At 77.9% G+C, this 25,240-nt stretch carries 23 protein-coding genes and 1 pseudogene; 17 read left to right on the top strand and 7 right to left on the bottom strand.

The window, feature by feature from the left end:
* The first annotated feature begins 3 nt into the window (after positions 1-3).
* Positions 4-1,317, top strand: a complete 1,314-nt coding sequence (locus tag FS882_RS02570; protein ID WP_158370563.1) for an FAD-dependent oxidoreductase — start codon at positions 4-6, stop codon at positions 1,315-1,317.
* A complete protein-coding gene (locus FS882_RS02565) occupies positions 1,314-1,598 on the top strand; it encodes a ferredoxin family protein (RefSeq protein ID WP_222848107.1) in 285 nt (94 codons plus the stop codon). The genes FS882_RS02570 and FS882_RS02565 overlap by 4 nt, the downstream gene beginning before the upstream one ends.
* Here the strand turns inward: FS882_RS02565 and FS882_RS02560 are convergent.
* Together FS882_RS02560 and FS882_RS02555 are read right to left on the bottom strand one after the other, a co-directional pair.
* On the bottom strand, positions 1,556-2,287 hold the full coding sequence (locus FS882_RS02560; protein ID WP_187365100.1) for a TetR/AcrR family transcriptional regulator: 732 nt from the start codon (positions 2,285-2,287) through the stop codon (positions 1,556-1,558). The two genes, FS882_RS02565 and FS882_RS02560, sit on opposite strands and share 43 nt — an antisense overlap.
* A 341-nt stretch (positions 2,288-2,628) precedes the next feature.
* Entirely contained in the window at positions 2,629-3,504 is an 876-nt protein-coding gene (locus FS882_RS02555; protein WP_158370557.1) for an HAD family hydrolase, read from the bottom strand.
* A 180-nt stretch (positions 3,505-3,684) separates the two neighbouring features.
* On the opposite strand from FS882_RS02555, the gene FS882_RS02550 reads away from it, so the two are divergent.
* The 7 genes and pseudogenes from FS882_RS02550 to FS882_RS21795 form a co-directional block, all read left to right on the top strand.
* Complete coding sequence (locus FS882_RS02550; protein WP_158370555.1) at positions 3,685-4,566, top strand: pilus assembly protein FlpE; 882 nt, start codon at positions 3,685-3,687, stop codon at positions 4,564-4,566.
* A gap of 11 nt (positions 4,567-4,577) precedes the next feature.
* On the top strand, positions 4,578-5,828 hold the full coding sequence (locus tag FS882_RS02545) for a TadA family conjugal transfer-associated ATPase (RefSeq protein ID WP_187365099.1): 1,251 nt from the start codon (positions 4,578-4,580) through the stop codon (positions 5,826-5,828).
* Positions 5,825-6,694 carry a hypothetical protein gene (locus FS882_RS20820; RefSeq protein WP_187365098.1) on the top strand — a complete coding sequence of 290 codons (870 nt, stop codon included), beginning with the start codon at positions 5,825-5,827 and terminating at the stop codon, positions 6,692-6,694. The genes FS882_RS02545 and FS882_RS20820 overlap by 4 nt, the downstream gene beginning before the upstream one ends.
* Positions 6,691-7,251 (top strand): type II secretion system F family protein, encoded by a 561-nt coding sequence (locus FS882_RS02535; RefSeq protein WP_158370544.1) that lies wholly within the window; start codon positions 6,691-6,693, stop codon positions 7,249-7,251. Before FS882_RS20820 ends, FS882_RS02535 begins: the two co-directional genes overlap by 4 nt.
* A gap of 517 nt (positions 7,252-7,768) precedes the next feature.
* On the top strand, positions 7,769-8,023 hold the full coding sequence (locus FS882_RS02530; protein WP_262348022.1) for a DUF4244 domain-containing protein: 255 nt from the start codon (positions 7,769-7,771) through the stop codon (positions 8,021-8,023).
* A gap of 41 nt (positions 8,024-8,064) precedes the next feature.
* The gene (locus tag FS882_RS02525) at positions 8,065-8,382 is read left to right on the top strand and encodes a TadE family type IV pilus minor pilin (protein ID WP_262348021.1); all 318 of its coding nucleotides are present in this window, start codon (positions 8,065-8,067) and stop codon (positions 8,380-8,382) included.
* A pseudogene (locus FS882_RS21795) lies at positions 8,367-8,768 on the top strand (Rv3654c family TadE-like protein); the annotation flags it as partial. The gene FS882_RS02525 and the pseudogene FS882_RS21795, both read left to right, overlap by 16 nt.
* Positions 8,769-8,885: 117 nt before the next feature.
* Here the strand turns inward: FS882_RS21795 and FS882_RS02515 are convergent.
* Positions 8,886-11,474, bottom strand: a complete 2,589-nt coding sequence (locus FS882_RS02515) for a DEAD/DEAH box helicase (protein WP_410053258.1) — start codon at positions 11,472-11,474, stop codon at positions 8,886-8,888.
* 99 nt (positions 11,475-11,573) lie between these two features.
* On the opposite strand from FS882_RS02515, the gene FS882_RS02510 reads away from it, so the two are divergent.
* From FS882_RS02510 to FS882_RS02500, 3 genes are all read left to right on the top strand, one after another.
* Positions 11,574-12,347 (top strand): LamB/YcsF family protein, encoded by a 774-nt coding sequence (locus FS882_RS02510; RefSeq protein ID WP_158371179.1) that lies wholly within the window; start codon positions 11,574-11,576, stop codon positions 12,345-12,347.
* 13 nt (positions 12,348-12,360) lie between these two features.
* Positions 12,361-14,151, top strand: a complete 1,791-nt coding sequence (locus FS882_RS02505) for an urea amidolyase family protein (RefSeq protein WP_262348020.1) — start codon at positions 12,361-12,363, stop codon at positions 14,149-14,151.
* A 145-nt stretch (positions 14,152-14,296) separates the two neighbouring features.
* Positions 14,297-14,644, top strand: a complete 348-nt coding sequence (locus tag FS882_RS02500; RefSeq protein ID WP_154729830.1) for an STAS domain-containing protein — start codon at positions 14,297-14,299, stop codon at positions 14,642-14,644.
* 8 nt (positions 14,645-14,652) lie between these two features.
* On the opposite strand, the gene FS882_RS02495 is transcribed toward FS882_RS02500, so the two are convergent.
* Entirely contained in the window at positions 14,653-15,333 is a 681-nt protein-coding gene (locus FS882_RS02495) for a hypothetical protein (protein ID WP_158370537.1), read from the bottom strand.
* Positions 15,330-15,863, bottom strand: a complete 534-nt coding sequence (locus FS882_RS21520) for a SigE family RNA polymerase sigma factor (RefSeq protein WP_262348019.1) — start codon at positions 15,861-15,863, stop codon at positions 15,330-15,332. Before FS882_RS21520 ends, FS882_RS02495 begins: the two co-directional genes overlap by 4 nt.
* Positions 15,864-16,668: 805 nt before the next feature.
* On the opposite strand from FS882_RS21520, the gene FS882_RS21515 reads away from it, so the two are divergent.
* On the top strand, positions 16,669-17,619 hold the full coding sequence (locus FS882_RS21515) for a GGDEF domain-containing protein (RefSeq protein WP_158370534.1): 951 nt from the start codon (positions 16,669-16,671) through the stop codon (positions 17,617-17,619).
* Positions 17,620-17,672: 53 nt separating this feature from the next.
* On the opposite strand, the gene FS882_RS02480 is transcribed toward FS882_RS21515, so the two are convergent.
* Together FS882_RS02480 and FS882_RS02475 are read right to left on the bottom strand one after the other, a co-directional pair.
* Entirely contained in the window at positions 17,673-19,250 is a 1,578-nt protein-coding gene (locus FS882_RS02480; RefSeq protein WP_158370531.1) for a PQQ-binding-like beta-propeller repeat protein, read from the bottom strand.
* The gene (locus FS882_RS02475; RefSeq protein ID WP_158370529.1) at positions 19,247-19,783 is read right to left on the bottom strand and encodes a SigE family RNA polymerase sigma factor; all 537 of its coding nucleotides are present in this window, start codon (positions 19,781-19,783) and stop codon (positions 19,247-19,249) included. Before FS882_RS02475 ends, FS882_RS02480 begins: the two co-directional genes overlap by 4 nt.
* A gap of 258 nt (positions 19,784-20,041) precedes the next feature.
* Here FS882_RS02475 and FS882_RS02470 point away from each other — a divergent pair, with 258 nt between their 5' ends.
* The 4 genes from FS882_RS02470 to FS882_RS02455 are packed head-to-tail and all read left to right on the top strand — an operon-like array spanning position 20,042 to position 25,114.
* The gene (locus FS882_RS02470; protein WP_158370526.1) at positions 20,042-22,336 is read left to right on the top strand and encodes a sodium-translocating pyrophosphatase; all 2,295 of its coding nucleotides are present in this window, start codon (positions 20,042-20,044) and stop codon (positions 22,334-22,336) included.
* Between the two features lie 46 nt (positions 22,337-22,382).
* The gene (locus FS882_RS02465; protein ID WP_158370519.1) at positions 22,383-22,835 is read left to right on the top strand and encodes a hypothetical protein; all 453 of its coding nucleotides are present in this window, start codon (positions 22,383-22,385) and stop codon (positions 22,833-22,835) included.
* Positions 22,832-23,494, top strand: coding sequence for a histidine phosphatase family protein (locus tag FS882_RS02460; RefSeq protein ID WP_262348018.1), 663 nt, complete (start codon positions 22,832-22,834; stop codon positions 23,492-23,494). Before FS882_RS02465 ends, FS882_RS02460 begins: the two co-directional genes overlap by 4 nt.
* A gap of 57 nt (positions 23,495-23,551) precedes the next feature.
* Positions 23,552-25,114, top strand: coding sequence for a methyltransferase (locus FS882_RS02455; RefSeq protein WP_222848106.1), 1,563 nt, complete (start codon positions 23,552-23,554; stop codon positions 25,112-25,114).
* Positions 25,115-25,240: the final 126 nt, after the last annotated feature.

The following is a 25,240-nucleotide window of genomic DNA, read 5'->3' as shown; positions in this document are numbered from 1 at the left end:
GCCATGGCCGACGAGCCCGACTTCGACGTCGTGGTGGTGGGGGCCGGCCCGGCCGGCTCCGTCACCGCGCACCGGCTGGCGACCGCCGGCCTGTCCGTCGCGCTGATCGAGCGCGGCGAGGCCCCGGGGTCCAAGAACCTGTCCGGCGGCGTGCTGTACGGCCGCGTGCTGGACCAGGTGCTGCCCGGGTTCGCCGACGAGGCGCCCGTCGAGCGGCGCATCACCCGGCACGTCACCACCTTCCTCACCCCGGACTCGGCGGTGTCGCTCGACTACGCGTCGCAGCGGCTCGCCGAGCCGGTGAACGCGGTGACGGTCCTGCGGGCGAAGTTCGACCCGTGGCTCGCGGAGCGGGCCGAGGAGGCCGGGGCGTACCTGATGCCCGGCGTCCGGGTCGACCAGCTGCTCACCGAGCCGGGCGCCCAGCCGGGCGCGGTGCGCGTGCGCGGCGTCCGGGCCGGCGAGGACGAGCTGCGCGCCCGCGTCGTCGTGGCGGCGGACGGGGTGAACTCGTTCCTCGCCCGCGACGCCGGGCTGCGCGGCAAGGAGCCGCTGAACCACCTCGCCGTCGGCGTGAAGGCGGTCGTCCGGCTGCCCCGCAGCGTGATCGAGGACCGGTTCGGCCTCACCGGCGACGAGGGCGCCGCGCACGCGCTGGTCGGCGACTGCACCCGCGGCGTCGGGGGCGGGGCGTTCCTCTACACCAACACGGAGTCGCTGTCGGTGGGCGTCGTGCTGCGCCTGGACGACCTCCTCGCCTCGGGTCACACCGCCGCGGGGATCTTCGACCACCTCGTGCAGCACCCGGGGCTCGCGCCCTACCTCCGGGGCGGCGAGGTCGTCGAGTACGGGTCGCACCTCGTGGCCGAGGGCGGCCTGGCGATGCTCGGCACGCTCGCCACGGACGGCCTCGTCGTGGTCGGCGACGCCGCCGGGCTCACGATCAACTCCGGGCTGACGGTCCGGGGGATGGACCTGGCCATCGGGTCGGGGATCGCCGCCGGGGACGCCGTCGCCGAGGCGATCGCCGCCGGGGACGTCACCGCCGCCGGCCTCGCGGGGTACCGCAGGCGGCTCGACGAGGGCTTCGTCGGGCGCGACCTGCGCACCTACGCCCGGGCGCCGAAGTTCCTCGAGCGCCCGCGGATGTACGGGGCGTACGGCGAGCTCGCCGCGGGCCTGTTCCACGACGTGTTCAGCCTCGACACCACGCCGCGCAAGCACCTCGCGGCGGTCGCCCGGACGGCCCTCGGCCGGTCCGGGATCGGGCTCCGGACGGTGCTCAGCGACGGATGGGCGGGGGTGCGTGCCCTGTGAAGGCGCAGACGATCCCGGAACGGCTCGGGGCCAACCGGTACGAGGTCGACGAGGAGGAGTCCCACATCGTCGTCGACCAGGAGCTCTGCCGGACCACCGGGACGGGGGAGCGGATCATCGCCGTCTGCCCGGCCGGTGTGTACTCCGAGCGGGACGGGCAGATCGACGTCGAGTACGCCGCGTGCCTGGAGTGCGGGACCTGCCTGGCGGTCGCGGCGCCGGGGGCGCTGACCTGGCGCTACCCGCGCGGGGGGTTCGGGATCCGCTTCCGGGAGGGCTGAGCCGGGGGCGCGGGCGGGTCGGCCTCGGCTGCCGTGGCGGCGGCCAGCTGCAGGTCGACGAGGCGCTCCAGGTACGCCGGCATGGTGGCGCGCACCCGGTCGATCAGGTGCGGCGGCGTTACCAGGACGTGCATCAGCACCGACCCCTCGATGGCGTCCAGGAGGTGCACGGCCGAGGTGCCCGGGGGCAGCTCCCCCTCCCGGACCGCCCGCTCGACACGCTCGCGCTCGCTGAGCACGAACCGCGTGATCGCCTCGTGCCGGACGTCCGCGAGGGGGACGGGGAACGCCCGCGCCTCGACGTACAGCCGGAGCATGGCCAGCCCGTCCTCGCCGAGGTACAGGTCCGCGCGCCGCTGCGCGTGGGCGACGAGGTAGTCGCGGAGCGAGTCGCCCGCGCCGCGGCCGTCGGCTGACTCGTCGGCCTCCGGCGTCGCGCCGTCCGCGGGGCCGGCCGGCGCGGGCTCGGCCTGCACCTGCCGGAGCGCGTCGGCGAGCATCGCCGTCTTGTTTGGCCACCGCAGGTACAGCGACGACTTGCCCACGCGGGCCCGGGACGCGACCTCGGCGATCGTGAGCCCGGTCCAGCCCTTCTCGCCGAAGACGTCGAGCACCGCGGCGAGCGCGCGCCGCTCCAGGTCGGGCGCCCGGGGACGCCCCGGGGGGCGCTGGTCGTCGGGCGAGGTCACCCGTCGGAGGGTAGTCGCCGTCGTCGTCGGGCGGTGACGCCGTCCGTGCGTCGGCGCCGGGCCCGGCACGAACAACGGCGCCCGGGGAGGACGCCGTTGCCGAACGGACGACCGCGGGGGTTATCAGGCGTGCACGTGGTCAGTCGAGACGGGGTCGAGCCCGTTCGACGCGTCCTATGCGTGGACGGATCGCGCGTGGGTTCCCTCGGGCCGTTCTGTTGTGCTGCCCATTCCAGCCGACCCGCGCGCCCGGGGGAAGGGTTCCGGGCGAAGTCCCAGGTCGACGCGGTCAGCTGCCCGGATGGCGGGACCGCTGCCCGGATGCCGGACGACCCCGGGGGTCACCGGCGTGGTCGCCGCCGCCGAGCGGCCAGCGCGGCCCACGCGGTCGCCGCCGCGACCACCACGAGGGCCGCGGTGACGCCGAGCGCGACGCGGTCCCGGGCCACCGGTCCGGTGAGCTGCCGCAGCGTCGCGAACCGTCGGCCCGCCGGCACCGTGACGTGCCGGCGGAACACCAGCGGCGTCCAGCCCTCCTCCGCGGCGAGCCGGCGCAGCGCGCGGTCGGGGTTCACCACGTACCCGTGGCCGACCGCCCGGAGCATCGGCGCGTCGGTCGCCGAGTCGGTGTACGCGGACGAGGCCGCCAGGTCGTACCCGCGGCGGCTCGCCAGGTCCCGCATCGCGCCGGCCTTGGCCGGGCCGTAGGCGTAGAACGCGATCTCCCCGGTGTACCGCCCGTCGGCGACCCCCATCCGGCTGGCGATCACCTCGTCCGCGCCGATCAGCTCGGCGATCGGCTGCACCAGCTCCGCGCTCGACGCCGAGACGACCACCACGTCGTGCCCGGCGGCGTGGTGCTCGGCCACGAGGTCCAGCGCCTCGGCGTAGACCACCGGTCCGATCGCGTCCTGCAGGCTCTCGGCGACGATCGCCGACACCCGCTCGACGTCCCAGCCCGTGACCATCGCCGAGAGCTGGGCCCGCACCCGCTCGGTGCGGCCCTCGGTCGCGCTGCCGAGCAGGAACGCCAGCTGGGCCGCCGCCGAGCGCAGCGCCGCCCGCCGGGTGAGCAGCCCGCCCGACAGGAACGGACGGGCGAACGCGCTCGCCGCCGACGTCGCGATGACCGTCTTGTCCAGGTCGAAGAACGCGGCGGCGCGTGCGGTCGGCGCGCCACCGGTGGGGGACGTGGGCGAGGTGTGGCCGGGGCTCATGGGGAACGGGTGCCTCCTGGATCGAGGGTATCGAGCCTCACCCGGACGACCACAGGGGCCCGGGGCGTGCGTCGTCCCCAGGTCGGGGCCCGGCGGCGGGACGCCGGCCGGTGCAGGACGGCAGCGTCGGCTCGGGCGGGTCGTCGCGGGCGGCGTGCCCGACGACGGACGGAGGTGGCGATGGTCAGGGGCGGCGAGCGACCGGCCGGTGGCGCCGGCGTGGTGGGCGTGGTCGGCGCGCGCGGCGGCGCCGGGGCGACGGTGACCGCGGCGGCGCTCGCGGCCGAGCTGGCGCGGCGGGGGACCACCGTGCTCGTCGACACCGGGCCCGGCCCCTCGCTCGACACGGTCCTCGGTCTCGAGGCCCACCCGGGGCTGCGGTGGCCGGACCTCGCCGGGGCCCGCGGCGCGGTGGACCCGGTGCTGCTCGCCGGGAACCTCATGCGGTGGGGCCGGTGCGGCGTGCTGCCGACCGACGACGCCCGGCCCGGCCCACCCCCCGCGGCCGCGCTCGCCGACGTGCTCCGGGCGCTCCGGGCCGCGTACGGGTCGGTCGTGCTCGACCTCGACCGGGCGGCGCTGCTCGGGGCCGGGGCCGGGACCGGGGCCGGCGCCGCAGCGGGGAGCACGACGGGCGGCTCGCCGGTCGAGGGCGACGGGGTCGGGGGCGGCGCGGCGGGCGCGTCGCCCGGTGGGCCACCGGGCGAGCCGCAGCATCCGCCTCGGCATCCGCCGCCGCGCCAGGACGCCCGCGGGGCGACGCTGCTCGCAGCGTGCCGGACGGTCCTCGTCGTCGTCCCGCGCGACGTCCCGGCGGTCGCGGGGGCGCGGCTGCTCCGGGACGGTCTGGTTGGCGACGGCCGACGGGTGGGCCTCGTCGCGCGCGGACCGGCGCCGGGCGGACTGGGCGTCCAGGAGGTCGCCGCTGCCGTCGGGCTCCCGGTCGTGGCGGCGCTGCCGTGGGCGCGCGGGCTCGGCGCGGCCGTCGACAGCGGGGTCGGCCCGGCGCTCTCGCCGACTGCTGCGCGCGCCGTGGCGCGGCTCGCGCGGCGCCTCACGTGACCGGCGGCGGCGTGCGCGACGCGGACGGCGCCCCGGGAGTCGCCGACCTCGTCGCGGGCGTCCGGCACCGGCTCGCGGCCGAGGGCGGCCCCGTGACCGGCACGCGCGTGTCCGCCGCGCTGCGGGACAGCGGACGGGTGCTCGGCAGCGCGGCCCTGGCCGAGCTCGACGGGGTGGTCCGAGCCGAGATCGTGGGGGCGGGGCCGCTCCAGCCCCTGCTCGACGACCCGGCCGTCACCGACGTCCTCGTGAACGGCCCGCGCGACGTGTGGGTGGAGCGCGCCGGCAGGCTGCAGCGGGCCGCCGTCGACCTCGGGGACGCCGCGCGGGTCCGCAGCCTGGCGGTGCGGCTGGCCGCGGCGGCCGGGCAGCGCCTCGACGACGCCCGTCCCGCGGCCGACGCCCGGCTCCCGGACGGCACGCGGCTGCACGCGGTGCTCCCCCCGGTCGCCGACGGCTGCACCCTCCTGTCGCTGCGCGTGGTGCGGCACCGGCCGTTCACCCTGGAGGACCTGGTGCGCGACGGCACCGTGCCCGCCGGGGTCGACACCGTGCTCCGCGGCCTGGTCGCGGGGCGGGCCAACCTGCTCGTCTCGGGCGCGACCGGCACGGGCAAGACCACGCTGCTGTCGACGCTGCTGTCGCTCGCCGACCCGGGGGAGCGGATCGTCTGCGTCGAGGAGGCGGGCGAGCTCGCCCCGCGGCACCCGCACGTGGTCCGGCTGCTCGCCCGCCGGCCGAACGTGGAGGGCGCGGGTGGCGTCGACCTCGGTGACCTGGTGCGCGAGTCCCTGCGGATGCGACCCGACCGGGTCGTCCTGGGCGAGTGCCGCGGCGCGGAGGTGCGCGACGTGCTCAGCGCGCTGAACACCGGGCACGACGGCGGCTGCACCACCGTGCACGCGAACGCCGCGACCGACGTCCCCGCGCGGCTCGAGGCGCTCGGCGCGCTCGCCGGCCTGTCGCGGGAGGCGCTGGCGGCGCAGGCGGCCAGCGCCCTGCACGCCGTCGTACACCTGCGCCGGGACGGCGGCCTGCGCCGGGTGGCCGAGATCGCGACCGTCGAGCGCGACGTCGAGCGGGGGACGCTCGTGGTGCGCACGGCGCTGACGGCCGGTCCCGACGGGGCCGTGACCGCCGGGCCCGGGTGGGCTGACCTCGCCCGGCGAGCCGGTCACCGGGGTCGCCCCGACGCCGGTCGTCCCCGCGGCCCGGTCGGTCACGTGCCGAGGTCGACCCCCGTGCGGGACGCACCCGGGTGACCGGGGGAACCGCAGGGGGCGCGCTGCTCGTGGCGACGCTGCTCGCGCTCGCCGTGCTGCTGGGGACCGGGCCCGGAGCGGCGCCGCGGCGGCGGGTGGTCGCCGGCCCGGGTGCGCGGCTGGTCACCGCCGGTGCCGCGGAACCGGTCGGGCGGGCACAGGGCCGGCGTCGGTGGGGGCGCCCGGCCACCGACCCCTCGGTGCTCCTGATCGCGATCGTCACGGCGGTGGCCGCCGAGGTGCGCGCGGGCCGCGCACCGGCCGACGCCTGGCGGCTGGTCCTCGGGGTCCCCGTCGTCGCGTCCGGCGCGCCCGCCGCCGAGGACGTCCTCGCGGCGGTCCTGCCCCCGCACCGGCGCGCGCCGCCGGCCCACCCGACGTCGGACCTGCTGCGGCGACGGGTCGCGGGCGTGCTCGCGGCCGGCCGGCTCGCCGCCGAGCTCGGCGCCCCCACGGCGGGCGTGCTGGAGGAGTGCGCCCGCGCGCTCGCCGCCGACGCGGACGCCGAGACCGCCGTGCAGAGCGCCCTCGCCGGACCCCGGCAGACCACCTCCCTGCTCACGTGGCTCCCCGCGCTCGGGGTCGTCCTCGGGACCCTGCTCGGTGCCGACCCGTTCGGCGTCCTGCTCGGCGGGGGAGCGGGCTCGGCCGCCGGCGTCGGGGGACTCGTGCTGACCCTGGTCGGACGCCGGTGGACCGGCCGTCTGGTCGCGGGCGCCCGGTCGGCGGGCTCGGGCCCGGGTGCCGGGTCGGGTGGCGGCGCGGCTGCGGGCGGCTCTGCGGGCGGCTCTGCGGGTGGCTCTGCGGGCGCGGGTGGACGCGGGGTCTCGGGAACGCGCGGGTCGGCGCGTGGTGACGCGCGGTGAGCGAGGCGCTGCTCGTCCTGCTCGCCGGCATGGTGGTGCACCTGCTCGGGCCTCCGGCGGCCCGCCGACCCGGACCGGGCGCCGTCGCCCGCGGCGCCGCGCGGACCGGCGCCCACGGAGCGCACGAGGACACGCTCGCCGTCGACCTGGTGACCGTCGTGGACCTGCTCGCAGTGGCTGTGCGCGCCGGCGCGAGCGTCCCGGGCTCCCTCGCGGCCGTCGGGAGCGCGCTCGGCGGGGCGGTCGGCCGGGACCTCGACCGGGCCGGCACGGCGCTGCTGCTCGGGGAGCCCTGGACGGCCGCGTGGGTGCACGCCCCGGCACTCGGAGCCGTGCTCGACGGCCTCGAGGCGGCGTGGCGGACCGGAGCGCCGGCGGGTCCGGCGCTGCGGGCCGCGGCCGCCGAGCTCCGGCGGACGCGCGACCGCGCGGCGCGGGAGGCGGCGGGCCGGTTGGGTGTGCGGCTCGTCCTCCCGCTCGGGCTGTGCTTCCTGCCGGCGTTCGTGCTGGTCGGGCTCGTCCCCGTGCTGGCGTCCCTCGGCCGCGGTCTCCTCTGACGTGCCCTCGGTGCCGTGTGCTGCTCCACCCCGTGAACGCCGACCCCGGGGTCGTGCTCGACGTCCGCCCGCAGAGGCACCGACAGGGCATCCGACACGGCGAGCGAGTAGCCGCCGGCTACTCGGTCGACGTGTCCGATGCTCGCTCGGAGTCCGGCGCTGCCCCGTGGGTATGGCGCTGCCCGGCGCTGCCCGGCGTGGGCATGGCGCTGCCCGGCGCTGCCTGTTCGGCGCGGCGTGGGGCCGCCCTGCCCGTCGCCGGGCTGCCCTGCCCGTCGCTGCCCGGGACGACGTGGGCGCTGCCGGGCGTCCGTCGGCTGTGCCCGGGCCCTCCGGGTTTCCCGGAGGCCGTGCCCGTGGTGAGGAGCGGGCGCCGAGTCCTCCACAGGTGCGGGGACGTGCGCCGTCCCCAGGAGGCGCCAGCCGGCTCGGCGTCCCGGGCCCCGGCCTCGGCAGGGTCGGTCCTGCCGGCCGACGAGCGGTCGGCAGTGACCACGGGAGGCACGAGATGCAGCAGGTGAGCAGCGCGCGGACGGGCTGGCAGCGGTGTCGCCGCCGCGTGATGGAGGCGGCGCGGACGGCGCCGGCAGGCCTGCGGCGGGTGCGGGCGAGGTTCGGCGGCACGACCCGGGATGCCGGCCTGGCGACCGCGGAGTACGCCGTCGTGATGATCGCCGCGGTGGGATTCGCCGGGCTCCTGGTCGTGATCCTCCGCAGCGCGGAGATCCGGGAGACGCTGACGAACCTCGTGCGCGACGCGCTGGCGGTGTGACCGGGCGCCCGCGGCGTGACCCGCAGGGAGATCGTGGCTCGGTGACCGCCGAGTTCGCGGTCCTCCTGCCGGTCGTCGCCGTCCTGATCGGGGTGGTGGTGGCGCTCGCGGCGAGCGCCGTGACCCAGCTCCGGTGCGCGGACGCGGCCCGCGTGGCGGCCCGGGTCGCGGCGATCGGTCAGGGCGACGCCGCCGTCGCGGCTGCGGCGGCGCGGGTGGCCGGCCCCGGAGCCCGGACGGCCGTCGCCCGGGACGACGCCTGGGTCGTGGTGACCGTCGAGGCGGGTGTCGGGCCGGCGCTCCCGCTGGTCGGCGCGGTCACGGTGCGAGGAACCGCCGCCGCGTGGGTGGAGCCGTGAGCCGGGCGGGGCCGGGTGTCCGGAGCGGTCCGGTCGGCACCCCGGCAGGCAGGACGGAAAGGCGGACGGGCCCGGCGGTGCGCGACCGCGGCTCGGCCGCTGTCCTCGTGGTGGCGCTCGCGGCGGTGACGGCGGTGCTCGCCGGGGCGCTCGGGATGCTCGGCGTGGTCCAGCAGGCGCGGGGCCGGGCGCAGGCCGCCGCGGACCTGGGCGCGCTCGCCGCTGCCGCCCGCCTGCTCCGGGGGCACGGCGACGCCTGCGAGCTCGCCCGGACGGTCGTCGAGCGGAACGGTGCAGCGCTCGTCCGGTGCGCCGTCGTCGCCGGGAGGGACGTCCAGGTCCGGGCCGAGGTGCGGACGGCCGTCGGGCAGGCCTCGGCCGAGGCGACCGCCGGCCCGCGCCGCCTCGGCCCGCGCCGCCTCGGCCCGCGCCGTCTCCGCCCGTGCCCCCCGGGGCGGGCGTCCTCGGGGCCCCGACGCGCGGCGACGTGGCCCCGCACGGCATCAGGCCGGCGCGTGCGCGAGGACCGCGTCGAGCAGCCGCACGGCCGCCGCCTTCTCCAGCGGGTTGTTGGCGTTGCCGCACTTCGGCGACTGCACGCACGCGGGGCACCCCGTGCGGCACGGGCAGGTCGCGATCGCCTGCCGGGTGGCCCGCAGCCAGACCGCGCCCAGGTCGTACCCGCGCTCGGCGAACCCCGCGCCTCCGGGGTACGCGTCGTGCACGAACACCGTCGCCTGCTCCGTGTCGGCGTGCAGCGCGGTCGAGACGCCGCCGAGGTCCCACCGGTCGCAGGTGGCGAGGAGCGGCAGCAGCCCGATGGACGCGTGCTCCGCCGCGTGCAGCGCACCGGGAGCCGTCTCGACGGTGATCCCCGCACGTTCGAGCACCTCGACGGGTGCCGTCCACCAGACCGAGGTCGTGGGCAGCGTGCGGGCGGGGAGGTCGAGCAGCTCGGAGCCCAGCACCTCCATGTCCGGGATCCGCTTGCGCTGGAAGCTCAGGACCTGGGTCGTGACGTCCACCGCGCCGAAGCCCCAGGTCACGGGCCCCCAGCGGCGCTCAGCCGTGACCGAGCGGATCTCGGTCGAGGTGACCCAGCGCGCCCACGTGCCGTAGTCGACGTCGCGCCGGTCGACGAGCGCCACGCCGTCCTCCAGGCGCAGCGCGTCGACGACGTAGGTCGCTCCCTGGTGCACGTAGACCGCACCGGCGTGCACGGTCGAGTCGGCCGCGGCGGAGTCGACGGTGCCGAGCAGCCGCCCGGTCGTGGACTCGACGACGCGCACGGGGTCGCCCCCGGTGCCCCGCAGGTCGGTCAGCCGGGCGGCCTGCTCGGCGTGCGTCCAGTACCAGCCGGACGGCCGGCGGCGCAGCGCACCCCGGGCGACGAGGACGTCCAGCAGCTCCCGTGTCCCCGGGCCGAACAGGTCCAGCTCCTCGGCGCGGATCGGGGTCTCCGCGGCCGCGGCGCACAGGTGCGGGGCGAGCACGTAGGGGTTGCCGGGGTCGAAGACGGTCGCCTCCACGGGGGCGTCGAGCGCCGCCTCGGGGTGGTGGACCAGGTAGGTGTCCAGGGGGTCCTCGCGCGCGACCAGCACCACGAGCCCGTCGGCGCCTGCCCGCCCCGCCCGCCCCGCCTGCTGCCAGAGCGACACCCGCGTACCCGGCCAGCCGGCGATCACGACGGCGTCCAGGCCGGAGATGTCGACCCCCAGCTCGAGGGCGTTCGTGGTGGCGAGCGCGCGCAGCCGTCCGGTCCGGATGGCCTGCTCCAGCTCGCGCCGTTCCTCGGGCAGGTACCCGCCGCGGTACGCGGCGACCGCCGCGGCGAGCTCGGGGTCCACCTCGCGCAGGTGCTCCCGGGTCACCGTCGCGACCGACTCCGCGGCGCGGCGGGACCGCGTGAACGCGAGGGTCCGGGCGCCGGCCGCGGTGAGGTCCGCGAGCAGGTCGGCGACCTCGGCCGTCGCCGACCTGCGCGGGCGGTCGGGGTCGTCGGCGACCAGGTCCTCGCCCGTGCCCAGCGGACCGGAGCCCTCGCGTGCCGGGCCGACCGAGCCCGCGTCGGGCCCGGGAGCGGGCGCGGCGGTGCGGGCGGCCGGGTCGTCCTCGCCGCTCCCGACTCCGGCGGGTCGCCCGTCGCCCGCCCGGTCCACGTCGACGGGCGGCTCGTCGAGCGGCAGCGCCCAGGGGTCGTCCTCGGGCAGCAGCCCGCTCCACGGCCCCTCGGCGGGCGCGACCTCGGGCGGCTGCCACAGCGCCACGGTCTTCCTGCCTGCCGGCGAGGCGTCGTCCGCGACGGAGACGACCTGCTCGGGCCGGACGCCGATCAGCCGGGCGGCGCTCACGGCGGGCTCGGCGGTCGTCGCCGACGCGAGCAGGAACACCGGGTCGGCGCCGTAGGTCCCGGCGACGCGGCGCAGCCGCCGCAGGACGGCCGCGACGTGCGCACCGAACACGCCCCGGAACGCGTGGCACTCGTCCAGCACGACGTACCGGAGCGACCCCAGCAGCCGGGCCCACCGGCGGTGCTGCGGCAGCAGCGCGAAGTGCAGGAAGTCGGGGTTGGTGAGCACCACGTCCGCGTGCTCCTGCACCCAGCGCCGCTCCTCCTGCGCGGTGTCGCCGTCGCAGGTCGAGACCCGGACGTCCCGGAGCCGCGCCGCGGACAGCACACGGTCGAGCGCGTGCCGCTGGTCGGCCGCGAGCGCCTTGGTCGGGCACAGGTAGAGGACGGACCCGCGGCGGGCCGCCGTCTCGATGCGGCCGGGGTCGAGGGCGCGCGCCGCGGCCTGCGCCCGGACCGCCGACAGCGAGGGCAGCCAGAACGCCAGCGACTTGCCGGAACCGGTCGACGTCGACAGGACGGTGTGGTGCCCGGACCACGCCGCGTCGGCGGCCTGCGCCTGGTGCCGCCACGGTCGCTCCACGCCGAGCGCCCGGTAGCCGGCCACCAGGTCGGCGTCCGCCCAGGCGGGCCAGTCCACCGCGGTGCCCTCGCGCGCGGGCAGGTGACGCACGTGCGTCAGGCGGTCGGCCCGCCGGCCCGCGGCGAGCAGCACGTCGAGCAGCTCGCCGGTCCCCACCACGGCACCATCCTCGCCCCTCGGCGGCCCCGCGTCGTACCGGGGGGCTCGCACGCCGCACGCGATCCCGGCCCGCCGCGGCGCGCGGGGCAGGATGGGCACGTGGCGACGCACATCGACCTGAACTGCGACCTCGGCGAGGGGCTCGGCCCGTGGACGCTCGGCGAGCCCGGGACGGACGAGGCCCTGCTGTCCGTGGTCACGAGCGCGAACGTCGCCTGCGGCTTCCACGCCGGTGACCCGTCGATCATGGCGGCCCGGTGCGCGACGGCACGGGCCCGCGGTGTCGCGGTCGGGGCGCACGTGGCGTACCGGGACCTCGTCGGGTTCGGCCGGCGCCGGCTCGACGTGCCGCCGGGCGAGCTCGCCGCCGAGGTGGCCTACCAGGTCGGCGCGCTGCAGGCCGTCGCCCGGACCGTCGGGGCGCGGGTCGGCTACGTCAAGCCGCACGGGGCTCTCTACAACCGGATCGTGCACGACGAGGACCAGGCGGCGGCGGTCGTCGCGGGGGTCGTGGGCGTCGACCCCTCGCTGGCGGTCGTCGGCCTGCCCGGGTCGGCGGTGCTCCGGCACGCGCGTGCGGCCGGGCTGCCGACGGTGACCGAGGCGTTCGTCGACCGCGGTTACCTCGGGGACGGCACGCTGGTGCCGCGCGACCGCCCCGGCGCGCTCGTCACCGACCCGGGCGAGGCGGCCGAGCGCGCGGTGCGCATCGCGACCGACGGGGCCGTGGTGGCGGTGGACGGGACGCTCGTGCGGGTCGACGCGGCCTCGCTGTGCGTGCACTCGGACACGCCGGGCGCGGTGCCGGTCGCGCGGGCCGTCCGCGCGGCCCTCGAGGCGGCCGGGGTCGAGCTGCGCCCGGCCGCGCCGTGATCGGGGGCTGCCGGTGACGGCCCCGACGGCGGACGGGGTGCGGGTCGTGCCGTACGGCGTCGACGCGCTGCTCGCCGACCTGCCCGACCTCGCGGCGGTCCGCGCGCTCGACGACGCCCTGCGGGGCGACCCGCCGCCCGGTGCGGTGGACGTCGTCCCCGCCGCGCGCACGGTGCTGGTGCGGTTCGCGACGCCCGGGGACGCCCGCGCTGCGGCCCACGTGCTGACGGAGGCGGCCGGGGCGGCCGTCGCCGCGGCCCGCGCCGGTCGGCCCCCGGCCGCCACGGACCGCGCGGCCACGGACCGCGCGGCCACGGACGGTGCGGCCACGGACGGTGCGGCCACGGACGGTGCCGCCTCGGACCACGCCGCCACGGACCGCACGGCCGCCGTCGTCCTCCCCGTCCGCTACGACGGCGCCGACCTCGCGGAGGTCGCCCGGGTGACGGGTCTGACCGAGGACCAGGTCGTCCGCCGGCACGCCGAGGGGGAGTACACGGTGGCGTTCGGCGGCTTCATGCCGGGGTTCGCCTACCTGACCGGGCTCGACCCCGCCCTGCACGTCCCGCGGAGGGCGACGCCGCGCGAGCGCGTCCCGGCGGGCGCGGTGGCGATCGCGGGCGAGTTCGCCGCCGTCTACCCGGCGGCGACTCCCGGCGGGTGGATGCTGCTCGGCACCTGCGGCGTGCCGCTGTTCGACGTCGACCGCGACCCGCCCGCCCTGCTCCGCCCGGGCACCCGCGTGCGGTTCGCCTCGGTGGCGGAGCCGATGACCGCGGAGACCGGCCCCGGCGCCTCGACGCCCGGCCCGCGCCCCGACCCGCTCGAGCCCGGTGCACGCGCCGGGACCGGTGCGCTCACCGCTCCACGCCCGCGCGCCGGCGGCGCCCGGCGCGCCGAGCGGGGCCCCCGCGCCGAGCGAGCCTCCCGCGCCGTCGTCGAGGTCCTCCTCCCGGGCCCGCTCACCCTGGTCCAGGACCGCGGCCGTCCGGGCCTGGCGGCAGTCGGCGTGGGCAGGTCCGGCGCGGCCGACGCCGGCGCGCTCCGGCTGGCGAACCGCCTCGTCGGCAACGCCCCCGGCGCCGCGGGCCTGGAGGTGCTGCTCGGCGGCCTGGTGCTCCGGTTCCCGGCCGGCGGGGTGGTCGCGCTCGCGGGCGCCGAGGTCCCGGCCGACGTCGACGGGGTCCCGGTCGCCCCGCACGCCGCGACGCGCGTCCCGCCGGGCGGCGTGCTGCGCACCGGCACGGCGACGCGTGGCCTGCGGCTGTACGTGGCGGTCCGCGGCGGGCTCGACGTGCCGCCGGTGCTCGGGTCGCGCGCGGCAGACCGCCTCGCCGGCCTCGGGCCCGCTGCGCCGGGCGCCGGCGACGTGCTACCCGTCGGCGCCGAGGTCGTCGACGCCGCCCAGCCGTGGGCCGACCCGCCGCGCGACTGGCCGGAGACCGCCGTGCTGCGCGTCACCCCGGGGCCACGCGCGGACTGGTTCGAGCCGGACGCGTTCGACCGGCTGCTCGGGGCCGGGTACGCGGTCACCCCGGCGAGCGACCGCGTCGCCCTGCGCCTCGACGGCCCGCCGGTCGCGCGCGCGGACCGCGGGGAGCTGCCCTCCGAGCCGTTGGTGCCGGGCGCGGTGCAGGTGCCGCCCGACGGCAGACCGGTGGTGTTCGGCGCGGACCACCCGGTGACCGGCGGCTACCCGGTCGTCGCGGTCGTCGAGCCGCGGTCGCGGGACCTCGCCGCTCAGCTCCGTCCGGGCGACGCGGTGGTGTTCGCCGCGCTCGACGGGCCCGCCACCACGCGCTGACCACGCCGCCGCGGGTCCCGCGCGCACCCGCCGACCCGACGGTGCCGCGGCCGGGGGCGGGTGACGGACACGCGTGAGCACGCAACACGCCGGTCCGGGGCGCGCGGTCTGTTTGAATGCTCCCGGAAGACAGAGGGGAGCTCCTGTGGACGTCAGCGTGGCGAGCAGGACCGTCGAGGGCAGGACCGTCGTCGACGTGACCGGCGAGATCGACGTGTACACCGCGCCCGCGCTGCGCGAGAAGCTCACCGCCCTGGTCGACGCCGGGCACGTGGACCTGGTCGTGAACCTCACCGAGGTGCGGTTCATGGACTCCACGGGGCTCGGCCTCCTGGTGGGCGTGCTGAAGCGGGTCCGGGGGCTCGACGGGCGGCTGCAGCTCGTCATCGACTCCGAGCGGCTGCTCAAGGTCTTCCGCATCACGGCGCTGACCCAGGTGTTCACCATCCGGGAGACGGTGGACGAGGCGCTGGCCGCCGACCGCGAGGGCTGACCCGCAGGTCACCCCCGCCGCTCGGCCTGCGCGACGCCCGACACGACGGTGCCGTCGGGCGTGCTCATGGCCGCCACGAGGCGGTTGCCACCAGGCTGGATGCCGGGGCAGCCCTCGGGCGTGCCGGTGACGTCTCGCGTCGCACCTCCCGGCGCGTCGGTCCAGCCTCCCGGCGGCACGTCCAGGAGCGCCAGCATGTAGTCGCCGTCGTCATCGCCGTCGGAGTGGTCGATGTCCCAGAGCACGTAGATCCGGACGTCTGCGTCCTCCAGGTCCGCCGCCGAGGCACCCTGCACGCGCAGCGACACCACGACATCGAGCTCGCTGCCCATGGCCGCGCGCACGATCGACACGGCGGGTGAGAGCGTCTGCGACTCCCGCGGGACGGGCTCTCCGCAGCCGGGGAGCTCCGCGCCGCCCCCCGGCGCCGTCGGGGTGGGAGAGGCCGCCGTCGCCGGGGACGAGGCGGTCGCCGCCGGCCCGAGGCCGTCGGGACGCCAGCCCGGGCCCGTCGACACGGCGAGCACGAGTGCGCCCGTGACCGCCAGCGCTCCCGCACCGGCGGACGCCCGACGGGCCGCACGCCGCCGGCGGCGACGGGCGACGAGGTGGTCCACCGGACCGAGGTCGGCGAGCGAGGCGGCGCTGCGGGCGAGGTCGTCGAGCGCTCGGCTGAGGTCGGTGGTCACAGCGAGGTCCTCTCTGGCTGGTGCGGGGGACGACCGTGGACGGGGCCGAGATGCTGCTCGAGCCGGCGGGTGCCGTCGGACAGGTACCGCTTGACGGCGCCGAGACTGACCCCGAGCGTGTCCGCGATGTCGGCGAGCGGGAGGTCGTCGAAGTACCGCAGGACGACGCAGGCGCGCTGGCGCCGGGGTAGGCCGGCGAGGGCCGCCCGCACGTCGAGCTGCGCGGCGACGGAGTCTGCGGCGTCCGGGGCGGGCAGCGTGCTCGCGTGCCCCAGCAGGGGCACCGCCTCGCGCCACCGCCGGAGTCGACGGTGGCCGTCGACGAACGTCGTGAGGATCGAGCGCCGCACGTACCCCTCGACGATGTCCAGGTCGACTCCGCCGCGGGAGCGGACCATGGTTTTCACCAGGGCGTCCTGCACCAGGTCCTCGGCGTCGCGGACGCTTCCGGTGAGCAGGTACGCGTAGCCCACGAGCGCGCGGCCTCGTTCGCGGGCCAGCACCGCGATCGCCTCGTCCCCGTCGTGCACCGTGCCGCCCTCCTGACGTCCCGCCGATCCTCTCGACAGGTGGACGAACGGTGCGGCCGATAGGTTGTGCGGGTCGCCCGAACGGCCGCAGGAGGACGGCGCCGGCACCGCCCCGGTACCGCGCTCACCCGGATCACCGCACGGCGAGGTCCCACGGTGCCGAGACGACGACCGCCGTGTACGCGTCCCAGGGGTCGGCGAGGTCCGGGACGATCTCGGGCACCACGGCCACCACCTGGCACCACGGCCACCACCTGGTAGTCGCCCGCTGGGAGCGCGGAGAAGTCCAGGCCGGCCGATTCGTCGTCGCACAGCCGCAGCGTGCGCGACGCGGAGACGTCGACGACGCCACCCGCTCCGACGGTGAACGACTGGTTGGGCAGGTCGGTCTCCTGGGTCGCCCAGCCGACCACGACGCCGGTCCACCTCCGCGGTCCACCTCGGCGGTCGGGCTCGCGGTGACGGCGAGGGCGTCGCCGACGCCCACGAGAGTCGTCGCGGTGACCTCGACCCCCAGGCCCCCGGGCACGGGCGCGGCGGGTGCCGCCGCCGCACCGGACCCGCACGCGCCCAGCGGGAGCGCCGGGTCGAGCGCCGGCAGCTCGACGAGCGGGGGCCCGGAGGGCGTCGGGCTCGGTGTCCGGGTGGGGCGGGGTGTCGGCCTGCCGGTGGCCACCGGGCCGGGCGCGTCCGCGTCCCCGGAAGCAGCCCCGAGGAGCCCGCCCGAGGTGAACGGCGCGCGAACACTCGCCGCCGGACCCGGCAACGGGGCCGGTGGGGCCTCGGCGGGCGGCACCATACGGTCGTGCCGAACGACGTCGACCTCCTCGTCCGCACCTCCCGCGCCGTCGGCGGGGTGCACCGCTCCGTGGGCGAGATCGCCGTGCCGGTGGCGGTGGTGGACCGCGACCTGCCGATGAGCGAGGTCGAGGTGCTGTTCCGCTCGCCGCACCTGCCCTGCCTGGCGGTGGCCGACGAGCGGGACGGCAGCATCGGCATGGTGTCGCGCGCACGGTTCACCGACTCGCAGACCGGCCGGCTCGGCTACGGGCGGGCGGTGCTGGCGCGCCGCCCCGTCGGCGAGGTCGCGGACTGGTCGCCGCTGGTGGTCGACGAGCGCACCGGCATCGTCGAGTCGGCGACCCGGGCGATGGAGCGGTCCGGCGAGACCCGCTACGACGACGTGCTGGTCCGGTCCGGCACCTGGGGAGCGGTCGCGACGTCCGACCTGGTGCGGGCGCTCGTCGCCGCGCTGTCGGAGCGGTCGCTGCACGACCCGCTGACCCGGCTGCCGGGGCGCGAGCTGGTGCTGCACACGCTGCGGGAGTGGGCTCGGCTGCTGCCGGGGAGCGGTCGGCGCCTGCTCCTGGTGCAGGCCGACGTCGAGGGGTTCGCCGGTGTGAACGCGCGGTTCGGCGGTGCGGCGGGCGACACGCTGCTCCGGCTGCTCGCCGCGCGGTTCGCCGAGGGGGTCCCCGCCGGCGCCCTGGTCGGCCGTACCGGCAGCGACGAGCTGATGGCCGTGGTGCTGCTGCCGGGCGTGCCCGTAGCGGAGGCGGAGGAGCAGGTCGCGCGGGTCGTCGAGGGCGTGGGCCGCGCGCTGCTGCCGCGGGCGCAGGACGAGCCCCCGGTCCGGTTGGCCTGGGTGGCCTCGGCGCCGGGTGCCGCGGACGCCGACGCGCTCGTCCAGGAGGCCCAGCGGCGGATGCTGGCCCGCAAGGCGGATCCGCTGCCGGCCGTGGGCGTGCCGGGCTGACGGTGCCGGCCGACCGGGCCCCCTGCGCCCGGTCGGCCGGCACCCCTGCCGGGTCACGGGAGGAGCGCGCTGAGCGACCCGTCCGCGCCGATGCCCACGAGCGTCCCGTCGACCTGCTCCACGCGCTGGTCGGGCAGCGGGAGCGACCAGGTCTCGCTGCCGTCGCTCAGGTCGAGGGCCACTGCGCGGGAGGACCCGTCGTCCGTGCCGATGACGACCCGGGTGCCGTCGAACCCGACCAGCTCGCCCGACGTCGCGGAGCGCCAGCGCTCGGCCCCGGTCCGGACGTCGACCGCCACCAGGACGCCGTCCCCGCGCAGCAGGGCGGTCTCCCCCACCACCCCGTCCGCGCTCCAGACGCCCGGCACGGACCAGAGGGTCGCCCCCGAGCCCGTGTCGAGAGCCGTGACACGGTCCGCGGCGCCGTCGTACGGGCTGCTCCCGGTGAGCAGAGGCACGACTGCCCCGGTCGTCGGAGCCCACACCGAGGGAGTGGCGACGTCGGCGCCGCCCGGCAGCGGCACCTCCTGTCCCTGCGGGCCGACGGCTCGCAGGGACTCGTCGGCGCCGGGACCGGTGACCCAGCCGTCCGCACGGACGGCCGTCGGCACGGTGAGCGTCCGCGCCCGCACCGAGAGGTCGGTGACGTCGACGGCGAGGTTGTACTGGTAGCCGTGCACGAGGACGAGCGACCCGGCGCTCTCCCACGACACGACGCCGTCGCCGACGGGCATGTCGGGCTGGACCAGCCCGGCCGCGGTGGTCTCGCGCCGGGTCGCACCGGGGGCGAGGTCGATGGTGCGCAGGTGCACGTCGGTGTCGTTCGAGTCGAACACGAGCGCGATGTCGCCGACGACCGCGAGCCCGTGCCCCCCGGACCCGGCCGTGCGGACGACGGCGCCGGTGGCGGGATCGCGGAGCTGCACCTCCGTGTCTGTCGACGTGCCCACCCGTCCGAGGCACACCATGAGCCCGTCGTAGCCGCCGCCGCAGGAGATGACGCCGTCGGGGCCACCGTCGGCGACCCACCCGAGGCCGCCGGACGCCGAGTCGACCGTGACGAGGCGCTCGTCCGAGAAGCCGCCGGCTGCCACCATCCAGCCGCCGCCGGCCGCGACCGCGCGGAAGGGGCTGAAGGCGTGCATGCTCGCGGTGACGTCGCCGAGCCCGGTGAAGGCGTCCTCGCTGCCCGGCGGCCGGAGCTCCGCGCCCGGGACCGTCCACGCGACCCGCGGTGCGCCCGCGTAGCGGCGCAGCAGGCCGATCGGCACGACGTCGGCGACGGGGTCGCCGGTGTCGAGGGCGGACCCGGTCGACGTCGGCGACGACGTGGGGGTGGGTGCCGGTGTCCGACTCGGTGCCGGGGAGGGCCGGGTCACCGTCGGGCTCGGCGTGTCCGCCGGCTGCGGCTCGGGCCGGTGGGTGAGCGCGCCGCCGCCGAGGACCAGACCCGCGACGACCACGACGCCGGTCACCGCGCTCGCGCCGGCACGCCGCTGGCGTGCGCGGGCCGCTCGCCGGGTGATGTCCGCCGCCGACAGCCCCGCGCCGTTGCGCAGCCGCGCCGCCTGGTCGTCGGCCCCCCGCCGGGCGAGGTCGCCGAACGCACCGTGCAGGTCGTGCTCGTTCATCGCCGGTCCTCCGTCGCCGTCCGCACCTCGACCGTCTCCGCGGCCGGGCGCACCTCCCCCATGAGCGCGCCCAGGCGCCTCGTGCCGTCCGACAGGTAGCGCTTCACCGCACCGTCCGAGATCCCGAGCCGGTCCGCGATGCCCGCGACGGTCAGGTCCTCGTAGAACCGCAGGACCACGCACGCCCGCTCGCGCGGCCCGAGGTGCCGGAGCGCGGACTCCAGGTCGGTCGCGGTCTCCGTCGCCGCGGCGGTGGGCGCCTCGGCCTCGGGCGTGACGAGCAGGTGGGCCCGCCCCTGCCAGAGGCGTCGGCGCCGGTACTGGTCCAGGTAGGTGGTCAGCACGGCCTTCCGGACGTACGCCTCGAGCGACTCGATGTCGGCGCCCGCCCGCCAGCGGGACCACGCCTTGGCGAGCGCGTCCTGCACCAGGTCCTGCGCGCTGTCGTGGTCACCGGTCAGCAGCCGGGCGTACCCGACCAGCGCCGGGCCGCGTGCGGCGACGAACTCCGTCACCTGTTCCTGCCACGCCACGTGGTCCCCCTCGTCGTCGACCGCCCGCGCGGGGCGGCCGGAGCGATCCTGTCGTGAGGTGGGACGAGCAGGTCGGCGCGAACGTTGGGGTCCCGGCGGCGTTCACCCGGTCAGCGCAGCCTGCGCGCCGACGAGGCGGGCCCACCCCCTTCCCAACCGGACATATCTGGCTACAGTGGCGTCCTCTCGCGCGGCAACGGAGCGGCGCGTACCGGGGGCGGCTCGGGCAGGGCCGTGCCCCGCGTCCGAGGAGGATGCATGGTCGAGCTCGGGTCCGGAAGCCTCGTGGTGGTCGCCGTCATCGCGGCCGTGGCGGTCGCCGCCCTCGTCGTGGCGGTGGTGCTGCGCCGGCAGGTCCTGGCCGCGGACGAGGGGTCCGTGTCGATGCGGGCGATCGCCGCGGCGGTGCAGGAGGGCGCCGCGGCGTACCTGTCGCGGCAGCTGCGCACGCTGGTGCTGTTCGCCGTGGTGGTCTTCGCGCTGCTGTTCCTGCTGCCCGGCGACGCCGGGGTGAAGATCGGCCGTTCGGTGTTCTTCCTGGTGGGGGCCGGGTTCTCGGCGTCGATCGGGTACCTGGGCATGTGGCTCGCCACCCGGGCGAACGTGCGGGTCGCCGCAGCGGCGTCGCTGCCCGGCGGGCGGGCGAACGGGGCGCGGATCGCGCTGCGGACCGGCGGCGTCGTCGGGATGTCGGTCGTCGGGCTCGGCCTGCTGGGCGCGGCGGTGGTCGTGCTGCTGTACCGGGGTGAGGCGCCCGCGGTGCTGGAGGGCTTCGGCTTCGGGGCCGCCCTGCTGGCGATGTTCATGCGGGTCGGCGGCGGCATCTTCACCAAGGCGGCGGACGTCGGCGCGGACCTGGTCGGCAAGGTCGAGCAGCACATCCCCGAGGACGACCCGCGCAACGCGGCGACGATCGCGGACAACGTGGGGGACAACGTCGGCGACTGCGCGGGGATGGCGGCCGACCTGTTCGAGTCCTACGCCGTGACGCTGGTGGCGGCGCTGATCCTCGGCCGGGCCGCGTTCGGCGAGGAGGGGCTGGTGTTCCCGCTGATCGTGACCGCGATCGGCGCGGTGGTCGCGGCGCTGGGGGTCGTGGTGACCCGGGTGCGCGGCGACGAGAGCGGGCTGACCGCGATCAACCGCGGGTTCGCGGTGGCCGCGGTGGCGGGCGCGGTGCTCGCGGCGGTGGCGGCGTTCGTCTACCTGCCGTCCTCGTTCGCCGACCTGGCGGGGACGGCCGGGCTCGGCGACCACCCGGGCGACCCGCGGGTCGTGGCGGCCGGCGCGGTCGCGATCGGCGTCGTGCTCGCCGGGGTGATCCTCTGGCTGACCGGCTACTTCACCGGCACGACCTCGAAGCCGACGATCCACGTGGCGCGCACCTCGCAGACCGGGGCCGCGACCGTGGTCCTGTCCGGGATCGGCGTGGGCTTCGAGTCCGCCGTCTACACCGCGGGCACCATCGCCGCGGCGATCTGCGGGGTGTTCCTGCTGGCGGGCGGGTCGATCTCGCTGTCGCTGTTCCTGGTGGCGCTCGCGGGCTGCGGCCTGCTCACGACGGTGGGCGTCATCGTCGCGATGGACACCTTCGGCCCGGTCAGCGACAACGCGCAGGGCATCGCGGAGATGTCCGGCGACGTCACCGAGGAGGGCGCCCAGATCCTCACGGACCTCGACGCGGTCGGGAACACGACCAAGGCCGTCACGAAGGGCATCGCGATCGCGACGGCGGTGCTCGCCGCGACGGCGCTGTTCGGGTCCTACGCGGACGCGGTGGCGGGGGCGCTCGGCGACCTGGAGCTGACGCGGGTGCCGGGGGACATCGTGCTCGCGATGACGGACTACCAGGTGATCAGCCCGGTGACGCTGGTCGGCGTGATCCTCGGCGGGGCGACGGTGTTCCTGTTCTCCGGCCTGGCGATCGACGCCGTGACCCGGGCGGCCGGGGCGATCGTGTACGAGGTGCGGCGGCAGTTCCGCGAGCACCCCGGGATCATGACCGGCGCCGAGCGCCCCGAGTACGGCAAGGTCGTCGACATCTGCACCCGGGACTCGCTGCGCGAGCTCGCCACGCCAGGGCTGCTCGCCGCCTCCGCCCCGGTCGCGGTCGGGTTCGGGCTCGGCATCGGCCCGCTCGCCGGCTTCCTGGCCGGGGCCATCGGCGCGGGTGTGCTGATGGCGGTGTTCCTCGCGAACTCCGGCGGCGCCTGGGACAACGCCAAGAAGCTGGTCGAGGACGGCCGCTACGGCGGCAAGGGGTCCCCGGCGCACGACGCGGTGGTCATCGGCGACACCGTCGGCGACCCGTTCAAGGACACCGCGGGCCCCGCGATCAACCCGCTGATCAAGGTGATGAACCTGGTCGCGCTGCTGATCGCTCCGGCCGTCGTGGCGGTGAGCCTGGGCGAGGACGCGAACCACGTGCTCCGGCTCGCGATCGCGATCGCGGCGGGTCTGATCGCGGCCACGGCGGTGGTGCTGTCGCGGCTGCGGGCGGCGCGGGTGGACGAGGAGGCCCGGCTGGAGCGCGAGGTGCCGCTGCGGGCGTGATGCGTCCGCCTCGACGCCCGGCGGGCGGTCCGGCAGGGTGGGGGCCATGACCCTGCGCCGCGCCGCCGCCGTCCGCCCGTCCCGCCGAGCCCTCCGCCGCACCGCGGCGGGCGCCGCGCTGCTCGCGCTCGCCGTCCCGCTCGCCGCCTGCTCCGGCGACGACGACCGGGTGCAGGCGTTCTGCTCCGCGGGCGAGGACGCGATGTCGGAGATCACCGCGGCCGGGTCGCTGAGCGACGACCCGCAGGCCTTCGCGGACGCGATCGGCTCCGCGCGCGACCAGTTCGACGAGGTCGAGGCGCCGGACGAGATCGCCGACTCGTGGGAGGTGTTCACCTCGACGTTCGCCGACCTCGACGACGCCCTGTCCGACATCGACCCGTCCGACCAGGAGGCGTTCACCGCCGCGCTGCAGGAGTTCGCCGAGTCGGCCGACTCGGAGGACCTGTCCGCGGCGAGCGACGAGCTGAGCTCGTTCACCACCGAGAACTGCGAGTGACCGTGCGGCTGCACCTCGTCCGGCACGGCCAGACCGCGTCCAACCTGGTCTCGGCGCTCGACACCGCCGCGCCCGGGGCCGCGCTCACCGCGGAGGGCGAGCGGCAGGCCCGCGCGGTCGGCCGGGCGCTGGCCGCCGCGCCGCTCGACGCCGTCTACGCCTCGACGCTCGACCGGGCGCGGGCGACGGCCGCGGAGGTGGCGCGGCCGCACGGGCTCGAGGTCGGGGTGCGGGAAGGGTTGCGCGAGGTGCTCGCCGGCGACCTGGAGATGCGCACGGACGAGGCGTCGGTGCACCGCTACCTGTCGACGATGGTGGCGTGGGCGTCGGGCGACCTCGACGCGGTCATGCCGGGCGGGGAGTCGGGCCGCGAGACGCTCGACCGGTTCGACGCCGTGGTGGACGAGATGCTGCGCACGGGCGCCGCGACGGTCGCGGCGGTGAGCCACGGCGCGATGATCCGGCTGTGGGCCATGACCCGCGCCGGGAACCTCGACGCCGCGACGGCCGGGCGGTGGTCGCTCGACAACACCGGCGTGGTGACGCTCGAGACCGGCGGGCCGACCGGGTGGTACGCGACCCGCTGGCAGGACGAGGTGGTGCCGCACGCCGCGCCCGCCGGGGGCGACGGGCCCGGCGGGGAGCCGCTGCCGGTCTGAGGCGGGGGACGCGGGGCGGCCGCCGCCCCGCCCTGCCGCGTCGGGGAGGATGGTCCGGTGGACGCCGCACCCATCGAGCCCCTGACCGCCGACCCCGCGCTCGTCGCCGCCCTGCGGGCCGACCTGGCCGCGTCCGGGTTCACCGTGCCCGGGGTCGAGGAGCTGCTGGGCCCGGTCGCGAGCGCCGCGCTGCACCGGGAGGAGCCGGTGCCCGCGCTGCTGGCCACCGCAGGCGACGAGCCGCGGGCGGCGCTGGTCCGCGCGTTCGTGCTCGGCGTGCCGGTGCCCGCGGCGCGCCTGGCCCGTGCGCTGCCCGCGCTCGGCGTGGCGGGGGCGGAGCGGCTCGGGCTGGTCGCCGCGGCGGGCGCCGGGGCGGAGGACGCCGTGCGCGCCCGGGTCGACCTGCGCCCCTACGAGGCCGAGGACGCGGCGGGGGCCGTCGACTGGTGGGTGGCCTCGGACCTCGGGGAGCTCGCGACCGGCGGCGCGCTGCGCACCGACCACGTGCTGGGGGTCGGCGGCGCGTCCACGACGCTCGCCCAGGTGACCGTGCGCGAGCCGAGCGCCCGCACCCTCGACCTCGGCACCGGCTGCGGGATCCAGGCGCTGCACGCGGCCCGGCACAGCGAGGTCGTCGTCGGCACGGACATCTCGGGCCGGGCGCTCGGGTTCGCGCGGTTCAACGCCGCGCTCGCCGGCCTGGCACCCGGCGCGCTGGAGCTGCGGCTCGGGTCGATGCTGGAGCCCGTCGCCGGGGAGCGGTTCGACCTGGTGGTCAGCAACCCGCCGTTCGTCATCACCCCGCGCGCGGCGGCGGACGTGCCGACCTACGAGTACCGGGACGGCGGCCGCACCGGGGACGCGATCGTCTCCGACCTCATCACCTCCGTCGGCGACGTCCTGGCCCCCGGCGGGGTGGCCCAGCTGCTCGGCAACTGGGAGGTGCGCCGCGGCGAGTCCTGGGACGAGCGCGTCGGCGCCTGGCTCGACGCGTCCGGGCTCGACGGGTGGGTGGTGCAGCGCGAGCTGCAGGACCCCGCCCAGTACGCGGAGACCTGGATCCGGGACGGCGGCACCACCCCCGACCGCGACCCCGCCGCGTGGCGCGCCCGGTACGCGGCCTGGCTCGCGGACTTCGCGTCCCGGGACGTCGAGGGCATCGGGTTCGGCATCGTCGTGCTGCGCCGGCCGGCCGCGGACCTGGCGGACGGCCCGCGGCTGCGGCGGCTCGAGGAGGTCACCGGCACCGTGCGCCAGCCGCTCGGCCCGGCGATCGGGGCGTCGCTCGCCGCCCACGACTGGCTCCGGCGCCGGGACGACGCGGCGCTCGCGGCCGAGCGGCTGCTGGTGCCGGGCGACGTGACCGAGGAGCGGTACCTGCGGCCCGGCGACGTCGACCCGCAGATCGTGCTGCTGCGCCAGGGCGGCGGGTTCGGGCGCACGGTGCAGGCGGGCACGGCGCTCGCGGGCCTGGTGGGCGCGTGCGACGGCGAGCTGACGGTCGGGCAGATCGTCGGCGCCCTGGGCGCGCTGCTCGGCGTCGACGCGGAGGCGGTCGCGGCGGACGTGCTGCCCGAGGTCCGCGGCCTGGTGGCGGACGGGCTCCTCCTCCCGGCCTGACCCCCGCCCGCCGGAGGGATCCGCTCGGCGCGCCACCGTCCGGCGGATGGATCCATACGCACGGACACGCCCGGGCGTGTCGGTACGAGTGGATCCACCCGCCCCCTCGCGCGGCCCCTCGACCGC

This window comes from Cellulosimicrobium cellulans (genome assembly GCF_007679345.1).
In the GTDB taxonomy this organism is placed as follows: Bacteria; Actinomycetota; Actinomycetes; order Actinomycetales; family Cellulomonadaceae; genus Cellulomonas; species Cellulomonas cellulans_A.
The sequence above is the reverse complement of the archived record's forward strand: the minus strand, read 5'-3'. Positions and strand labels throughout refer to the sequence as shown.